Raw genomic sequence first — 17853 nt, 5'->3', positions numbered from 1 at the left:
TAAAACAATGGAAATAGTTATTATTTCGCTAGTAGCGTTCTTAGTTTCCATACTTACTTTTTTTTCGGGATTTGGTTTGGGAACCATTTTAACACCCGTTTTGATGATTTTCTTTCCTGTAGAAATTGCCATTGCATTAACTGGTGTAGTTCACTTTTTTAATAATGTTTTTAAACTGTTTTTAGTTGGAAAGAATGCAGACAAAACAGTTTTATGGAGATTCGGTATCCCAGCTGTTATTGCTGCTTTTGCCGGAGCTTGGGTATTGATAAACATTCCTGATATAAAGCCGCTCTTCACCTATAGTTTGTTTGAAAAAAGATTTGAAGTATTTCCGGTGAAATTTATTATTTCGATTTTACTGATAATTTTTGCCTGTATGGATTTGATTCCATATTTCATAAAATTGAAATTTGGCAAAGAAAAACTCCCAATAGGAGGTGCTTTAAGCGGTTTTTTTGGTGGGCTTTCAGGAAATCAGGGGGCGTTGCGAACTGCTTTTCTTATCAAAGCAGGATTATCTAAAGAAGCTTTTATCGGAACAGCCGTGGTAGTTTCTACCTTTGTAGACTTTACAAGACTTAGTGTATATGCAACAAATGTTACTACATCAGGTATTGGAGATAATCTGCCATTAGTTATTTGCGCTACATTATCTGCTATCGCAGGAGCATTTATTGGTAATAAATTACTAAAGAAAGTTACTTTGAAATTTCTTCAAATAGTAGTAGCAATCATGTTGATTTTAATTTCAATTGCTTTGGGAGCAGGGTTTTTGTAAAGTAAGTGTATTAATTATTTTTATTCCATCTATTCGTTCAGGACAAACTTAGTTGAGAAGCTATTTTTTCTGGTTACAAGCATTTATTTGATGAAGAATAAATATCCTAATCGTCTAGATAGGGAATGAATATAGGTACCTGTGTTCCTCTTATCTGATCATGTTCATCGGTTTTATTTTTTATCTCGAATTGAATTTTTGTTTTAAGACCGTTGCAAGGGGTTTTCTAATTTCTTATTTTTTTTATCTTTTGTGTATGGAATTAATCACACACCAAACTTCGGCGGATAGCATCTGCGATTTACGCTCAAGAAAAATCAAACGTACCTTTTTCACTCAGATTAATACTCTTTTAGATTGGACTCCTATCTCTGCTGTTATTTCACAGCATTATACTAAAGGTAAAAGTGCTACAGGCAAACCTAGTTATAGTGATTTGTTATTACTTAAGATGTGTTTACTTCAGACTTGATATGGTCTGAATGATTATGAGGTAGAGGATCGTGTCAATGATAGTATTTCCTTTAGTTATTTTGTGGGTTGAATATTGATCAAATAGCTCCTGATCATAGTACTATAAGTAGGTTTAGGACAGCCTTAACCAAAGCTAATGCCTATGATTCACTTTTAAAAAAATCAATATTCAACATATATTGATTTTGATAGCTAAAAAACAGTAATCCAAATAGACTAATCTTTTTTAAGAACTTTTTGCAACGGTCTTAAAACTAAGAGAATTTAAAACTCTGAGCAAAACACAACAAAAGGATATTAAGGGTAGCGGATTAGTTCTTATTGCAGGTTGCAGTGGTTTTGGAACTGATGGAGTCGGAGGACCAGAGTATTCTTCTGCTTGTATAACTCGTTCAAGAGGTACAAGATGTGCTATCAATGGATATGGCGCAGAGTGTACTGGAAATGGTGGTGGTTTTTGGTTTTTATAATAGAAATCGTACTGTTCTGAAATGTAAACTTAACATATTAAATTTTCATACTAAAACCTGAAAATTAGGATATGTTGAAATGCAATTTTAAGAAAAGAGGTTGTCTAATTAATTTGGACAATCTCTTTTGTTTTTATGCAATTAAAATCAGGAAAACATGGATTACTATGAGCTTTTTCTTTTATGAAGTATTAATTAGAATTTATTTCTCAACTAGACAAATAATGCTTTTAATTCCGTAGCATCATTAGGTTTCATCTTACCGGCTAAAACCAAGCTAAGTTGTTTGCGACGCAGCGCAGCATCGTATCGTTGCTGTTCTAATTCAGTTTCTGGTTTGATGGGCGGAACAGAAACAGGTGATCCACTCTCATTAACCGCTACAAAGGTATATATGGCTTCGTTTGCTTTGGTTTTATCACCAGTTTGTCGGTCTTCTATCCAAACATCAATAACAACCTCCATAGATGATTTAAATGCACGAGAAACCTTTGCTTCTACAGTTACAACACTTCCTAAAGGAATTGCTTTGCTAAACGCCACGTGATTTACTGAAGCGGTTACTACAATTCTTCTAGAATGTCTACCTGCCGCAATTCCTGCTGCACGATCCATACGTGCCAATAGTTCTCCACCAAAAAGATTATTAAGTGGATTTGTTTCTCCTGGTAAAACAAGGTCAGTTAATATAGTTCTCGATTCTGAAGGATATCTGGATTCCATGGATTTGGTAATTTTTGGCAAAGATAATCAGGTACGATAAACTAATGACTATGCAAGGACAGAAAACTGATATCCAGTCATTTTTGATGAATTAATGTATTTTCAACGTTTTTGTAAAAAACAAAAAAGAATCTATGTAAGAACTAAAAATTAGTACTGAAACGTGATACTAAAGAAGGATTAAGTAAGAATTTTTTTAAAAGAAATAATAATTATAGTTCTTCAACTAATAGCCAAGCTCGTCGATCTTGTTGTTTTTTGATGTTTTGTAAAGATTTTAGAGCTTCTAGTCTATTTTCATAACTATTATAAACTACCTGATGTAGGCCGTATTTGTTTACTCCAATCAAGCGAGCATCAAACCCTTTGTTCTTAAGTTTAACTACCTTTTTGTTGGCATTAGCTTTAATTCTATATGCACCTGCAACTATGTGGTATTTTCCGGAGGTACTGACAGTTGTAGTAGTAGATTTCTCAGAACTAGTTTCTTTAGCTTTGATAATAGTAAGATTGATAGCAGGTAATGGACTAGCAATCTCAAAAGTAGCTTCCTGAATTCTATTTTCAATCTCCTTTTCTGCATTTACAGAGATACGATCATTTTCTAAATCAACTTGTTTGTTAAATTGATCCAATCCAATAAATCCAACAACCCCAACAAGAATAGCTGCTGCTGCTGCATACTTAAGATACGGACGCTCATTATGTCTTCTTTCTGGTGTAAAAGCAATAGGAGTGGTTTCTTCAATAGCCTGGACTTTTTCTTTGTAAGCTTCACGAGTTACTTGTGCCATTACTACTTTCGGTGTAGCTTTTTCTTCTTCTCTAACAATTGATGGGGATATAAAAGAATTGAGACCAAAAGCTTCGGTAAGGTAATTTGTATCCTGAGAAGGTTCAAACTGTAGTGTATCTTCAACAGACGTAAAAAAAGAACCTATACCATCTAATTCCACTCGTTGACCAAGTGCCATTTTATTATTTAGTGATAGTACATAACGTTGAATCTTAGCAACTGCATCTGTGTAAGATATATTTTCTGCAGAAGCCATATAATTTGCCAATAATCCGTCATTATTTTGTAGTTGGCTATTAAAGGAGATTAATTTCTGAGGAGGAAAAAATGCGTGCGTTGATTCTTGAATCATTGCAGGTTGACGCTTTGTTAGAAAAGCACCAAAACCTGGTAAGATTACACACTCATATCTATATAATAATTCACTGATGTATTTTGCCGTATTATTCATCGTCCCCTTTCTTAAAAATGCTATCTAATATTATCAGTGTAAACTAATTTTAGAATATTTAATAAGCCCTATTAGTTGTAAACCGAAAAATTAGGTTGGTTATTGGTTACTCAAAGGTAAAAAAATTTGGTTCTAATAATAACTATACCCCTTGATTTTATTAACAGTTTTGATTTTTTTCGTTTCTTGTGCTGACTTATAACAGATTAGATGAACACAGAAAAATTAATTGCATTACTTACCTTAAAAAAAGCACCGAATCTAGGCGATAGTTCTATCAAAAAACTAATTAGAGAAGTAGGTTCTGCTGAAGCGGTTTTAAAAGAAAAACCATCTAATTTGTTAAAGATTGATGGAATTGGAACTGTAAAGATTAAGGAAATTCAGAATAAAAAGCATCGCCGTGCAGCAGAAAATGAGTTACAGTTTGTAGTGGATAACAATATCAGTTATACGGCCTATGATGATATAAACTATCCAGAAAAATTGAAGTATTGTATTGATGGTCCTGTTGTGCTATTTAGTAGAGGAAACATCGATTTGAAGAAGAAAAGAATGTTAAGTATTGTAGGTACGAGAAAAGTAACTAGTTATGGTGTAAAATTCTGTGAGGAACTAATTGAAACGCTCGTTCCTTTAAATCCGGTTATTATATCTGGTTTTGCGTATGGTATTGATATCACAGCCCAAAGAGCAGCAGTAAAGAATAACTTGCAAACTGTTGGTTGTCTTGCTCATGGATTAAATCAGGTGTATCCCAAGACACATAAAAAGTATATGCCACAGATTGAAGAAAACGGAGGGTTTTTTACTGATTTCTGGAGTACAGATACTTTTGATAGGAATAATTTTTTGGGTCGCAATCGCATTATTGCAGGACTAAGTGAAGCTACCATTGTCATCGAAAGTGCTGATAAAGGTGGCTCTCTAGTCACTGCCGAAATAGCCAATTCTTATAATCGAGAAGTTTTTGCTGTACCGGGTAGATCGGGGGATGCACTTAGTTCAGGTTGTAATACACTTATTAAAACACAAAGAGCGCATATGCTAACCAGTGCAGCAGATCTTATTTACATACTTAACTGGGAATTGGAACAAAAAGAACAACCCATTGTTCAAAAACAGCTTTTTGTAGAGTTAGAAGGTGATGAAAAGAAAATCTATAATTTTCTCAATAAAAACGGAAAAGAATTGCTAGATGTTATTGCATTGCAATGCGAAATACCCACTTTTAAAGTAGCATCAATTCTTTTGAATATGGAACTAAAAGGTGTTATCAGACCTTTGCCCGGCAAATTGTTTGAAGCGATTTGATTATAAAATTAATAATCCATGATTTTTTAAGGTATCCATTGGTTTTGAATACCAGAATAGTTCAAAAGTATCTAAATGATTTTCGTAATCCGATTTTAATTGAGCAAATGTTAGAACTGAGCTGTTTTCATTAATTGATAATTTTTCAAGAATCTTCTGTAACCATTCTCCATCTTCTTTCACAGTTTTTATGGTAATGCTTTCTTCTTGGGTATGAAAGGTAAGGTTCGAGATAATACTAGTCATTCCTTTTTTTGATTTTGTAGTATGAGATATTATCGGTTTTCCTCCTAACCAAACAATTTTAGAAGTAGGTTTAGGTAACATAACCTCTTCAGTATTTAGCAGATCGATTATAAAGTCTTTTTTGATAGTTGTTTTAGGTATCTTAAAATCAAACCAGTTGTGCAAAGGAAGCTCAAACCCAATTCCGTGCATAAAATTAAAAAGAGATTTCTTTAATCCAAAACTAAACTGATCGTGATTAATTCCGGTAGTATCCTTAAAATCAATATCATTATTGGCAAAAGAAATGTCTCTATAGTCTGGGATAATTCCATAATCAGATGGGTTGAGACCTATAGGACTATGCGTAGTAAGGGCAAATTGATGCCAAAAACCAGATTGTATAACACCGAGTTCAAAAAGCTGTCTTACCATCTCTAGACTATCTATAGTTTCCTGTTCTGTTTGGGTAGGATATCCATACATCAAATAAGAATGCACCATAATTCCAGCTTCTGTAAAGTTTCTGGTTACTTGTGCAACCTGCGCAACAGTGACACCTTTATCGATCAAAGTCAATAATCGATCTGAAGCAACTTCTAATCCGCCCGAAACGGCAATACATCCAGAAGCTTTCAAGAGGATACAGAGATCTTTTGTAAAACTTTTCTCAAACCTAATATTTGTCCACCAACTGATAGATATTTTTCTTTTTATAATTTCGATGGCAAAAGCTCTCATCAATGCAGGAGGAGCGGCTTCGTCTACAAAATGAAATCCGTTTTCTGTTGTTTGTTGGATCATTTGCTCCACTCTATCAACCAAAAGTTTAGCCGCTACAGGTTCATAAATTTTAATATAATCCAGAGAAATATCGCAGAATGTGCATTTACCCCAATAACAACCATGAGCCATTGTCAATTTATTCCATCTACCATCACTCCACAAACTATGCATAGGATTGGCAATCTCAATGACAGAAATATATTGATCTAGTAATAAATCGCTATAATCAGGAGTGCCTACTTCACTTTGTTTGTAATCTTTTTTTGGTGAAGAATTATTATAATTTACGGCGTTGTTTTCTTTTAAAAATGTTCTTTTAAAGAACTTATAATTCGGGTTCGAAGTATTCGGATGTATCGTATTAGAAAGTAATAACTCTACAGGTAATTCTCCATCATCCAATGTTATGTAGTCAAAGAAATTAAACACACGAACATCGGTAACCGATCGCAACTCTGTATTAGGAAATCCTCCTCCCATAGAAACTTTAATAGTAGGATGTTTCTTTTTAATCCATTGAGCACATCTAAAAGCGCTATATAAATTACCAGGAAATGGGACCGAAATGCAGACTAATTTTGGTTGTTCTGTTTGCAACCTCTCATCCAGAATCGTTAGGGTAACGTTATCTATATAGGTAGTTTTGGTATGTAGAGATTCATACAACTCATCAAAGGAATTTGCACTCTTGCCCAAACGTTCTGCGTATCGACTAAAACCAAAGTTTTCATCCACGCACTCCATAATAAAATCAGAGATATCCTCTAAGTATAGTGTGGCCAGATGTTTTGCTTTGTCCTGTAATCCCATCGAGCCAAAAGCCCACTCCATATCATCCAATTGTTCAAAACGAGAGGCTTTGGGTAGAAATTGCTCGCTACAAATCTGTCTGGCAAAGGTTTGACTTTTTCCTTGCAGAAAATCGATAACGGGATCTATCGTTTTAAGATATTCTTCTTGTAAAGCATAAATTCTTTGAGAATTGGTGGTTGTGATATTTTTTTGTTGAAAAGCAAATTCAAAAAGGGCAGCAAGTCCTTTTTTAGAAAAAAGTTTGAGAATAACCTCAATACCTAAATCCATTTGGAAAGAACTGTAATTTTTAGTGTTCAGAAATCCTTTTAGATATGCCGTTGCGGGATATGGTGTGTTTAATTGCGTAAATGGCGGTGTTATAAGAAGAACATCTTTCACGATACTACTATTTTATTCTGAATAATTCAAAGTACAACTAGACCAGTGTTGTATCAATAATAAAGTTGTTTTGACCTCCATGAATGAATGATAAAAAACAAAGATAGTGTGGGAATTAATTTAATCACCTTGATTGACGTGAAACTTTAATAATTTAAATAACCCCTCCACAAACCTTCAATCGCAATATCTTCTTAACAGATTGAACCACTTGCTTTTTATAAGCAGAATTCGTTTTCATTTCAGTAATAATAGCATTGATCGTTGCGTTTTCGTTCTGAGGCATTAGAATGAGGTCACAACCGGCTTTAGAAGCTAATAAGGGCGCGTTATCCAGAATCGTAACTGCTTTCATAATGTTAAGTGCATCAGAAATGATAACACCTTTAAAACCCATTTCTTCTTTTAGCAAACCAGTAATAATTTTTTTGGAACAACTAGACGGTAACCCATCTGTTCCGTATTTTTCATTGTTTTGGATAGTGATATGAGCAATCATAATAGATAAGACACCGTCTTCAATGATTTTTTTATAGTTATCTACTTCTTGTAGTGGTCCGTCGATATAAACACTTTGTTTGTGGGTATCTCCTTTTACTAATCCGTGACCGGGAAAATGCTTTGCTGTAGCAATAATTCCTCCAGCTTGAGTACATTTGATGAATTGATTGGCCAGACTAATTACAGAATCCTTATTACTGCCATAACTTCTGGATTTGATCGCTTCATTACTAGCACTAATATCCAAAACAGGAGCATAATTATGATGTACTCCAATTTTTCTAAGTTCGGTATTTATGGTGTTTACAACAATATCTGATTGTGCTTCTGTTTTAATGTCAATAGTTTTGCCAACATCTTTGGCTCCTTTGATACGACTTGCAAATAGACTAGGTTCCGCATCCATACTAAAGAGTAGAGGAAGTGTCTTGTTTTTGGAGGAAATCTGATTTAAGATATTAATACTCTCTGTATGGTTTTTTTTACTTCCTTTTAAGAAAACTACGCCGCCAATAGCATCGTTTTCTGTCAATTTTTTTACAGTAGCCATAGGTTTACCTAATTCTCCAGCTGATGATATGATCATTTGGGCTACTTGTTGTTTCTCTGAAAGCGTATTATAGATGGAATCTACGGTGTATTCTAATTCAGAATTGTAAGTATAAAAGTCTTGCAAACCAAATTTCTGAGATTGGGCATTAATTTGAAGGCTACATAATGTGGAAAGAACTAATAAAGAGAAATATCGCATAAATAAGAGTTAGGGTTGGTTTCTATAGATTAACATTCAATCGGAACACCTTCTAATTGGCCCCATTCAGTCCAGGAGCCATCATAAATCCAAAGATTGGTATATCCAGAAAGATTAGCTGCTAGTAAAATGATACAAGCAGTAATGCCCGAACCGCAGCTAAAGATCAGTTTTTTATTTTCAATATCAAAATTAACAAATAGTTCGACAAGGTCATTAACTGGCAGTATTTTTCCATCTCGTAACACTTTGGTATAAGGAAGGCTTATTGAGTTTGGAATGTGTCCACCTTTTAAGTCTGTTCTAGGTTCAGGATCTGTACCTTTATACCTTCCGTAGGAGCGGGCATCAAGAATAACAGATTTTGAACTGTTCATTTCAAATAAAACATCTTTAGCGTTTACCGTACATTTGGAATGATCGTTTGTTTTAAAATCTCCAACTGGAAATATCGTGGAATTCTCTTTGTTTTCAGTAGGCAGGTCTTGATTTATCCATTCAGGAAAACCACCATCGAGTACAGCTACATTACTATGTCCCATTATCGTAAACATCCACCAAGCCCTTGCGCTAGAATATATGCCAATCGTATCATAAATGATAATTTTGGAACTTGTATTGATTCCTAATTTTTTGCAACCTTCTTCAAAATTATCTGGAGTAGGTAACATGTTAGGTAACTCTGAATCTTGATCAGAAAAGGATTTTTTAATGTCAAAAAATCTGGCACTTGGTATTTTTTGGTTTTGTTTTGACGATTCTTTAGAGGAAGTTACTTTCTTTATACTCGCATCAAGAATGACAAGATCGGGATGATCTATGTGTGCTGAAAGCCAGTCTACTGATACTATTGGCGTTGGTAGTTCTAATACTGTCATTATCTATGATGCTCGAAACTTATCAAGTGATCTATTGGTTTGTTGGTGTAGTTTTTTCTTAAAAAAATTGGTTCCGCCTAATAATTTTCCTTTCCAACCAATAGCTTGCGAAGCCCAGTGATGAAGATTAAAATGATCCGTGTGTTTTATGATTTTACCATCTTTAAACTCAAACTCTGCATCGATACTATTATGAACAGGTCTTCCGGTTTGACTAAAAGTATACCAGGCTTCCCAGTGTGCAGACCCTTTTTGATCATTCGCTTCTATTTTAGAGAATTCTACTTTCATATCTTTCCCGTTTTTGCATAGCATTTTCCACATTTTTTTGGCGCTATCACTATTTAATTTTCCAAAAGCAGGATCTTCAAAAACGACATCTTTATGATAACAGGATATCATTTTTTCTGCATTTCGTTCACTTAAACCGGTATAAAATGTTTCGATAAGTTCTTTCATGTTTATAAAGTTACAAAGAAATAAAGCTTGATAGTAAAATTTATCTATAGTTCTAGATTTCATATAAGATAATAGAACTACTTTTCTTTCTAGTTGGTTTACATCTTATCCTTTTCTTTTGTCTAATTCAAGATAAAGCTGTTCCACTTTATCTCTTGCCCATTGTGTTTTTCTTAAAAACTTTAGACTTGACTTAATTGATGGATCATTTTTAAAACAATTGATAGAGATTTTATTAGCCAATTCTTCCCATCCATACTGGTCTACTAACAATTCTAATATAGTTAACAACTTCATTCCGTGTAAAGGATTATTCGGTTGTTTTTTGCTAGTATTACTTTGATTGTCCATGAATAAGGTTATTGATTAAATGTTACCTGTTCTTCTATTGGTAAGAACTTTTTTGTATATCTATTAGTCTAACTTGTCTGCTAGTTTCTTAAATATCTTTTTAGGGTTTTTGTTTTCGTACAATATGTCATGTACTGCATCAATAATTGGAGTACGCGTACTACTAGTTGCATCCAGTTCATATGCAGTTTTGGCTGCATAGTATCCCTCAGCAATCATGTTCATTTCCATTTGAGCACTTTTTACAGTGTATCCTTTACCAATCATATTTCCAAACATACGATTACGAGAAAAAATAGAATATCCGGTAACCAGTAGATCCCCTAAGTATGCTGAATCGTTGATGTTACGTTTCATTTTATGAATTTTCTTAATAAAACGTTTCATTTCGCGAATAGCATTACTCATCAAAACACTCTGGAAATTATCTCCATACCCTAATCCGTGTGCAATTCCTGCAGCAACAGAATAAATGTTTTTTAATACGGCTGCATATTCAGTTCCAATGATATCATCACTAACTTTACATTTAATGTATTCGCTACTTAGGTTTTTGGCTATAATTCCTGCTTTTGCTTCATCATTAGAAGCAATTGTTAAGTAAGAAAGACGTTCTAGTGCGACTTCTTCAGCGTGACAAGGTCCAGTAATTACTCCAATATTATCAAAGGGAATATTATATACATCGTGAAAATGCTCGCCAACAATTAATCCTGTTTCTGGAACAATTCCTTTAATGGCAGAAAAAATAATTTTATTCTCTAACGATTCAGTAAGTTTCTCTAATTCAGTTTTCAAGAATGCAGAAGGAATGGCAAAAATCAAATAATCTGCATATGATACAGCTTCATTAATGTCATTAGTAAGTCTTAACTGTTCAAGGTTAAACTCTACAGAGCTCAAATAGTTAGGATTATGTTGTTGCCTTTTGAGATGTTCTACAGCGTATACACTTCTCATATACCAGCCTACCTCGTTTAGGTTTTCGGTTAGCATTTTTACAATAGCAGTAGCCCAACTACCACCACCGATTACGGCAAATTTTAATTCTTTATCCATGTAAAATGATTGTGAGTTCAAAAATAAGCAAAATACTAATCAAAATAAATATCTGATAATCAATTAAATATATTTTTGGCACACGTTTTGGTTTCTATTATTTGAAAATTGAAAACACATAGCTTATGAAGACTTTAAAATTACTTTCGGCTTTCATCTTAGGTTCTATGCTTTTAACTTCCTGTGTAGCAGAAGTTATAGTAGAAGATGATATTTATATCGAAGAACCTTCAATTACTTTGAATGAGTTATTAAACACTTATGAAATATGGTATGTAGATATAGAACGCACCCAAGGTAACGGAGAGATTCCTTTTCTTCAGAAGGCATTTACTGTTTCATTCAAAAATGGAACCTTTTATGCTAATAATAATCTGGTAGGTATTGGAAGTAACGGAAACGGTTTTGGTTTAGATGTTGGGTATTATAATACTTTTAGTATGGAAGTGGATATTATTCACGATATAGACGGAGCATATAGTCTTGATGTAACACAATTTGGAAATAATGAGATAAGATTATATGACGGACTTACTAATACCAGTTATTATTTGATAGGGTATCAAAGAAATACTTTTGATTATGATAGAGTATTCTATGATAATATTCATTACTTCTTGCATGAATATACTACCTGGGAAAAAGTACATACCAGTGAGTTTGGAGCGCTAAATGAGTTTGACAACGAAAATTATTTACAGTTTTTGTATTACGGATCAGGAGATAATTTTAGAAGTTCAGAAGATGTTAATGTGTCTAATATCAATGATATATACTATGATTATACGGGATATTATGCAGTAGAAGATGTTGCTAATAATTTCTATATGAAAAATTTAACACTTGATTACGATTATTTGGGCAATGAATATTTCGAGTTGACCGTTATGAATGATAGTAAGATAGAATTATTACACGCTGCTTCTGGAACTATTTATGAATTTGTAGGTAGAGGGTATCTACAGTTTAAAAGTTCTAAAGATGGAAAACCATCGCAGAATGATAAGAAAAGATTAAAGAAAGCTGATTTTATGAAGCTTACAAAATATAACAAGTCGCACTAGGCGATATAAATTTTTTTGGTTGGTTATTTAGTTGGAAATCGCTCTACAAGAGAAATCTTGTCTGGGCGATTTCTTTTTAACACGAGTTTTTTTAGAAATATTCAAGTTTGATTTGTTTTTAAATAATTGAATATGACCTTTTCTTTTAATTTAGTTTAAACAATAAGTGATTGATGTATAGGGTTTAATTATCTATTATTTAGGGAATTAACAGCATATTTTATTATCTTTAGTACATAACAAATCAATTTAATATTATGCTCAAAAAAATTTTAAACATCGAAAACAGTAAGAAATTAAGTAAAATTGCACAAAAGTCTATTCAAGGAGGAGGTTTCCCATTTTTTGAATGTTGTGCTTGTGTTTTTACACCAGGAAATAGACCGTACCAAGTTATAATAACCCAGTTATGTTCTGAACCTTGTCCCGTAGACGGAACTTTAGAGTATGAAGATACAGGTTGTTAAGCCTAAATAAAAGTAGACTTTGGTCCTCTTTTATTTTTTGCATAAGATTATTTTAGTTTTTAGAAAGATTCAATACCATTTCCTTAATTTTATATTTCAAAATATAAAAAGATATGGCGATCCAGAAACCATTCAATCTAAACAAGTGGATTGAGGAAAATAGAGATACATTAAAACCACCAGTTGGTAATAAGAATTTATACAAAGAAGCAGGGGATTACATTGTGATGATCGTTGCAGGCCCGAATGCTAGAAAAGATTATCATTATAATGAAACTGAAGAGTTGTTTTATCAGTTAGAAGGTGATATAGAAGTGCATATCCAGGAAGATGGAGAAAAGAAAACTATGACATTAGGGCCAGGTGATATGTATTTGCACCCAGCGAAAATTCCTCATTCTCCAGTTCGTCATGAAGGGTCGATTGGACTTGTAATTGAAAGAAAGCGAGTTGATCTAGAGGCAGAAGATGGATTATTGTGGTTTTGTGACAACTGTAATACCAAATTACATGAAGTATACTTTAAACTGAATGATATTGAGAAAGACTTTCTAAAGCATTTTAAAGATTTTTATGGACATAAGGTATTAAGAACCTGCAATAATTGTGGAACAATCATGCCAGTAGATAAAAAATTTGTAGCAGCAACATTAAGAGGTAGTGTTCATCAATAGCAAAGAACTACTTATCAAATGATTGATAAGTAGTTCTTTTAGAGTGTACTAGGAGTGATATAACTATTGATTATTTCTTATAGATTTTTTTAATAATTGATTTTCCGTTAATTATGATTTCTAAGAAATACATTCCTTTTTTGAGAGCAGAAACATTAAGCTGTTTTTTGTAGTTGCCAATATCTAAAGGTTTTTCTTGCTCATTAATAAGTATCGTGCCCGAAATGTCTTTAATGACCATCTTTGCAGAAGTTTTGTTCCTATATATTGGTAATTCGACTATAAGATGATCCAATACAGGATTTGGATGGAAGTAAATAGGCAATTCTTTTTGTAAAGTAGTCTCTTTTTGTTCTTGATCTTTTTCGTAAACAATATCAAATCGTTCTCCTCCTATGATACCTTTTTCGTTTTTTTGAAGCACATCATATGTAAAAGCGTTTCTAAAAGGTGTTGCGTCATATAGTTTAAATTGCATTTGTATAGAAAAAGTTTCGTCTGGTTCTAGAATTATATTTTGTAAGCTAGCTTCTAGCTCAGTAATCTGTATGGTGGTATCATCAATTATTTTAATTCCTTTTCCTTCACCACCATTTTTTCTCCATCTTTCGAACAGTTCTTTGTCTAAGGTTGCAGTTATGATGCCTTTTTTCAGGAAATGATTCTGATTATTAGTTCCATAAACACCATCTAAGAAGTACAGATCAACAATATCTTTTCGTTTTTCGAATATATTTCTTATAAATACATTCGTGTAGGTAATATTATTAGAAGGGTTGGTGTCGTGTACCGAAATGTTTTTCCAAGCGATATTATTATTGTTTCTGGTATTACTGTTTACAGATGTAGTTTCTGTTCCGATAGGATCAATTTGTGATACAACTCGGGCTAATAAACAGAAATGATGCTTGTCATAATCAAAATCATTAGGATTAGGTGGGTACCAAGGAATCATTATTGTAGTTTCATCACCAGGATTAAGCAGTGGGATGTTTATTGGAGTACTGGTAATCTCATCTCCGTGCAAAAGATAGGATCCTCCGCCAGTATAATCATAATAATTAATCCAATCACCAGGCCATGATAATCCAGTTGATGCCTTAGAAAAATATACTCTTAGTTTTCCATCCTCTATAGGAGCGCATCCGCGATTTTTTATTTTCACATAAACACCATTTGGGCTTGTTGTTTTATACTCAGGGTTTTCGTGAGTTGTTCCTCCATCGATATTTTGTCGTACCCAAATGTCCCTACTGGTGTACATAGGACCATTAAACGAGTTTGGTTCTATTCCTGTATCGGTTACACTGTGGTACGGAGTTTCGTTATCTTTAATGTGGAGATCTCCGGTGCCATTAAGTGTTAATTGATCTCCTAGATTAATGGGTGTTTCATTAAACTGTGGAGTTTCTGGTCTTGTATCATTGGTTTCTGCATAATCAAATGCCTCTCGTTTAGTTACCACGCCATCCGTATTAGTGTCAGAATTTACTACAGTACCAGACGGCAGAGCTTCATTCATAGCAGAAGTCCAATAGTACACAAATTCATCTGTGTTAATTGTTGGGCCGGCCCAAGAAAGTTCATCGTGTCTTGCTGCGGTTGCAATAACTCTGTTTGGCCCAGAAAGATCATCAATAAAACCACCACTATTACATTGTTCCATCACTATAGAGATTTTACCAGCATTTATTTTATTTACTTCTACTGCAAATTCATCATCAGTAATCGTTTCTCCCCAGAGATATAGTAAAGTGTCCCAGGTTGTTGCTCCGGCAGAATCTACACCTCCATGATCTGTAGTGAAAATAAATAGTTCGTCATCTTCATCTAAAATTCCTGATAACGTATTGAAGACTGAGGTTATATTGGCTTTTGTCGCAGAAAACTGAATGTCGTTATCTCCGTCTCCATCCAAATCTGGATTAGAATTAGTTCCGTTGGATATGTCTACAGCTGTATTTGTTCCGTCAGACATTAAGGTATAAATATTAGCATCATTATACCCATATTTGTCTACTAAGGTTTTATAGACAAATGAGCAATCATTCCAGTACCGAACGTGATTGTTGCCAGTATTCCATCCACCACTAATAATTACCGCATATTTGTTGGTTGCTGTTCCACAAGCTATATTATTAGACTTTGCAAATTCAAGAAAGCGCTCGCTAGTTTCTAGAAACTTTTTTAAAACAGTCATTTCTTGAATAAAATCAGGAGGTGTGGTTGCCTTTACTGTCTTAATTTTACCAGATTCTGAGTCAACGAAAGCATACAGTGCTTCATGTTCCCAGTTTGCATAGGGATCCTGATCAATAAAAAATAACCAAGATCGAGATTCTGGAGTGATAATAGTTTTGTTAAAACTATTGATTTTGTAATTTCTTGGAAGTACTTCTTTTAATCCATATACCCATTGATTTTTGTCATCTGTTACAATGTCACCGTTTTCTAAAAGAATGTCGTATGCTTTTTCAAATGTAATTTGTGATCTCCCAGTGAGACTGGCCATTAAAATGGCGGCAATAAGAATCATTTTTTTCATGATCATATATTTTTATGGTTAATTAATGTAAAATTGATGTTTTAAAAGGAAATTTCTTTCAGTTAATAACCCCTATTTGAAAAAGGGGAAAAAGGGTTAATAAAGGGGTTAATTCCCCCTTTTTTTGGTGATTTTGATGTGTGAAAATTTAATGAATAAACGATGTGTTGCACAAGTCAAAGTGTTTCTAAAAGAACACAAAAAAGTAACATTTGATTAAAAAACCTTTAAAAAACAAGAGAATTGTGTAAAATATGATTGTTTTACTAGTCAAAATTTAATATATCTTTAAAAGACAGTATCTTTACGATCTTAAAAAATAATTCAAAAAACATGGCAGCTATAGCAACAGATTTTGGAATAGAGGAAGCATTAAAACAATTAGGTGTTTCTGATCTGAATAAAGGAACCTCTACAGGTTCTGATTGGTTTTCTAATGGAGAAGAAATTTCATCTTTTTCTCCTGTTGATGGTGAATTAATCGGAAAAGTGACTACTACAACTAAAGATGATTACGAAAAAGTGATAGAGAAAGCACAAACAGCTTTTAAATCATGGAAAGTAATGCCTGCACCGCTTAGAGGAGAAATCGTAAGACAGTTTGGAGAAGAGCTAAGAATCTTAAAAGAACCACTCGGTAAACTTGTTTCTTATGAAATGGGTAAATCATATCAAGAAGGATTAGGAGAAGTGCAGGAAATGATTGATATCTGTGATTTTGCTGTAGGATTATCAAGACAGTTACACGGATTAACGATGCATTCTGAGCGACCAGGACATAGGATGTATGAACAATATCACCCAATGGGGATTGTAGGTATTATTTCTGCATTTAACTTTCCAGTAGCAGTTTGGGCATGGAATACAGCTTTAGCCTGGATCTGTGGAGATGTATGTGTCTGGAAACCAAGTGAAAAAACTCCGCTTTGTGGGGTTGCTTGCCAAAATATTATAGCTAAGGTTTTAAAAGATAATGACCTTCCTGAAGGAATTTCTTGTCTTATCAATGGAGATTACAAAGTAGGAGAAATGATGACTACTGATAAGCGTATTCCCTTAATTTCTGCTACAGGATCTACTAGAATGGGTAAAATTGTTGGAGCAACTGTTGGACAACGTTTAGGTAAATCATTATTAGAGTTAGGTGGTAATAATGCAATCATCGTAACACCAGATGCTGACATTAAGATGACAGTTATCGGTGCCGTTTTTGGTGCAGTAGGAACTGCGGGACAACGATGTACATCAACAAGAAGGTTAATTATTCACGAATCAATGTATGATAAAGTAAAAAATGCAGTGGTAGATGCCTATAAACAATTACGTATAGGTAACCCATTAGATGAAAATAATCACGTTGGTCCTTTGATTGATAAAGACGCAGTAAAAGGATATAAAAATGCTTTAGAAAAAGTAGTTGAAGAAGGCGGGAATATAGTTATTGAAGGTGGTGTGCTTTCTGGAGAAGGATACGAAAGTGGATGTTATGTAAAACCAGCTATCGCTGAAGCTGATAATTCTTTTGATATTGTACAACACGAAACGTTTGCACCGGTTTTATATTTATTAAAATATAAGGGAGATGTAGAAAATGCTATTGATGTTCAAAATGGTGTGGCTCAAGGATTATCTTCTGCTATTATGACCAATAATCTTCGTGAGGCAGAAAGATTCTTATCTCATGCAGGATCAGATTGTGGAATAGCAAATGTGAATATCGGAACCTCTGGTGCCGAAATTGGAGGAGCTTTCGGAGGAGAAAAAGAAACCGGTGGAGGAAGAGAATCTGGTTCTGATGCCTGGAAAGTATATATGCGTAGACAAACTAATACAATAAACTATACAACAGAATTACCTTTAGCGCAAGGAATTAAGTTTGATTTATAAGAT

At 33.7% G+C, this 17853-nt stretch carries 16 protein-coding genes; 7 read left to right on the top strand and 9 right to left on the bottom strand.

Annotated elements, in window-relative coordinates:
• The first annotated feature begins 7 nt into the window (after nt 1–7).
• Together Q0921_RS17025 and Q0921_RS25080 are read left to right on the top strand one after the other, a co-directional pair.
• The gene (locus Q0921_RS17025; RefSeq protein ID WP_299258978.1) at nt 8–781 is read left to right on the top strand and encodes a sulfite exporter TauE/SafE family protein; all 774 of its coding nucleotides are present in this window, start codon (nt 8–10) and stop codon (nt 779–781) included.
• Nucleotides 782–1321: 540 nt separating this feature from the next.
• Nucleotides 1322–1438, top strand: coding sequence for a hypothetical protein (locus Q0921_RS25080; protein ID WP_366520005.1), 117 nt, complete (start codon nt 1322–1324; stop codon nt 1436–1438).
• A 500-nt stretch (nt 1439–1938) separates the two neighbouring features.
• On the opposite strand, the gene Q0921_RS17020 is transcribed toward Q0921_RS25080, so the two are convergent.
• Both Q0921_RS17020 and Q0921_RS17015 read right to left on the bottom strand, forming a co-directional pair.
• Nucleotides 1939–2448, bottom strand: coding sequence for an acyl-CoA thioesterase (locus Q0921_RS17020; protein ID WP_299258976.1), 510 nt, complete (start codon nt 2446–2448; stop codon nt 1939–1941).
• A 212-nt stretch (nt 2449–2660) separates the two neighbouring features.
• Entirely contained in the window at nt 2661–3695 is a 1035-nt protein-coding gene (locus tag Q0921_RS17015; protein ID WP_299258974.1) for an SPOR domain-containing protein, read from the bottom strand.
• A gap of 210 nt (nt 3696–3905) precedes the next feature.
• Between Q0921_RS17015 and dprA the strand changes: the two genes are divergently transcribed.
• Nucleotides 3906–5009, top strand: coding sequence for a DNA-processing protein DprA (gene dprA, locus Q0921_RS17010; protein WP_299258972.1), 1104 nt, complete (start codon nt 3906–3908; stop codon nt 5007–5009).
• Here dprA and Q0921_RS17005 read toward each other — a convergent pair whose 3' ends face one another.
• From Q0921_RS17005 to Q0921_RS16980, 6 genes are all read right to left on the bottom strand, one after another.
• A complete protein-coding gene (locus Q0921_RS17005; protein WP_299258970.1) occupies nt 5010–7214 on the bottom strand; it encodes a radical SAM protein in 2205 nt (734 codons plus the stop codon). It lies immediately after the preceding gene.
• A gap of 154 nt (nt 7215–7368) precedes the next feature.
• Nucleotides 7369–8466, bottom strand: a complete 1098-nt coding sequence (locus Q0921_RS17000) for a glycoside hydrolase family 3 N-terminal domain-containing protein (RefSeq protein ID WP_299258968.1) — start codon at nt 8464–8466, stop codon at nt 7369–7371.
• Nucleotides 8467–8495: 29 nt separating this feature from the next.
• Complete coding sequence (locus Q0921_RS16995; protein ID WP_299258966.1) at nt 8496–9344, bottom strand: sulfurtransferase; 849 nt, start codon at nt 9342–9344, stop codon at nt 8496–8498.
• A 3-nt stretch (nt 9345–9347) separates the two neighbouring features.
• A complete protein-coding gene (locus Q0921_RS16990; protein ID WP_299258965.1) occupies nt 9348–9803 on the bottom strand; it encodes a nuclear transport factor 2 family protein in 456 nt (151 codons plus the stop codon).
• 105 nt (nt 9804–9908) lie between these two features.
• Nucleotides 9909–10154 (bottom strand): VF530 family protein, encoded by a 246-nt coding sequence (locus tag Q0921_RS16985; protein WP_299258963.1) that lies wholly within the window; start codon nt 10152–10154, stop codon nt 9909–9911.
• 63 nt (nt 10155–10217) lie between these two features.
• Entirely contained in the window at nt 10218–11213 is a 996-nt protein-coding gene (locus Q0921_RS16980; protein ID WP_299258961.1) for an NAD(P)H-dependent glycerol-3-phosphate dehydrogenase, read from the bottom strand.
• Nucleotides 11214–11338: 125 nt separating this feature from the next.
• Here Q0921_RS16980 and Q0921_RS16975 point away from each other — a divergent pair, with 125 nt between their 5' ends.
• The 3 genes from Q0921_RS16975 to Q0921_RS16965 all read left to right on the top strand — a co-directional run bounded on the left by Q0921_RS16975 (nt 11339) and on the right by Q0921_RS16965 (nt 13418).
• Nucleotides 11339–12277, top strand: coding sequence for a nicotinic acid mononucleotide adenyltransferase (locus Q0921_RS16975; protein WP_299258959.1), 939 nt, complete (start codon nt 11339–11341; stop codon nt 12275–12277).
• A gap of 257 nt (nt 12278–12534) precedes the next feature.
• Nucleotides 12535–12744 carry a hypothetical protein gene (locus Q0921_RS16970; RefSeq protein WP_299258957.1) on the top strand — a complete coding sequence of 70 codons (210 nt, stop codon included), beginning with the start codon at nt 12535–12537 and terminating at the stop codon, nt 12742–12744.
• A gap of 113 nt (nt 12745–12857) precedes the next feature.
• Nucleotides 12858–13418, top strand: coding sequence for a 3-hydroxyanthranilate 3,4-dioxygenase (locus Q0921_RS16965; protein WP_299258955.1), 561 nt, complete (start codon nt 12858–12860; stop codon nt 13416–13418).
• Between the two features lie 70 nt (nt 13419–13488).
• On the opposite strand, the gene Q0921_RS16960 is transcribed toward Q0921_RS16965, so the two are convergent.
• Entirely contained in the window at nt 13489–15963 is a 2475-nt protein-coding gene (locus Q0921_RS16960) for a C13 family peptidase (RefSeq protein ID WP_299258953.1), read from the bottom strand.
• A gap of 333 nt (nt 15964–16296) precedes the next feature.
• On the opposite strand from Q0921_RS16960, the gene Q0921_RS16955 reads away from it, so the two are divergent.
• Nucleotides 16297–17850 carry an aldehyde dehydrogenase family protein gene (locus Q0921_RS16955; RefSeq protein ID WP_299258951.1) on the top strand — a complete coding sequence of 518 codons (1554 nt, stop codon included), beginning with the start codon at nt 16297–16299 and terminating at the stop codon, nt 17848–17850.
• The last annotated feature ends 3 nt before the right edge of the window (nt 17851–17853 follow it).

Source organism: uncultured Aquimarina sp. (assembly GCF_947496855.1).
GTDB lineage: Bacteria > Bacteroidota > Bacteroidia > Flavobacteriales > Flavobacteriaceae > Aquimarina.
This window is presented reverse-complemented; position numbering and strand designations above follow the sequence as displayed.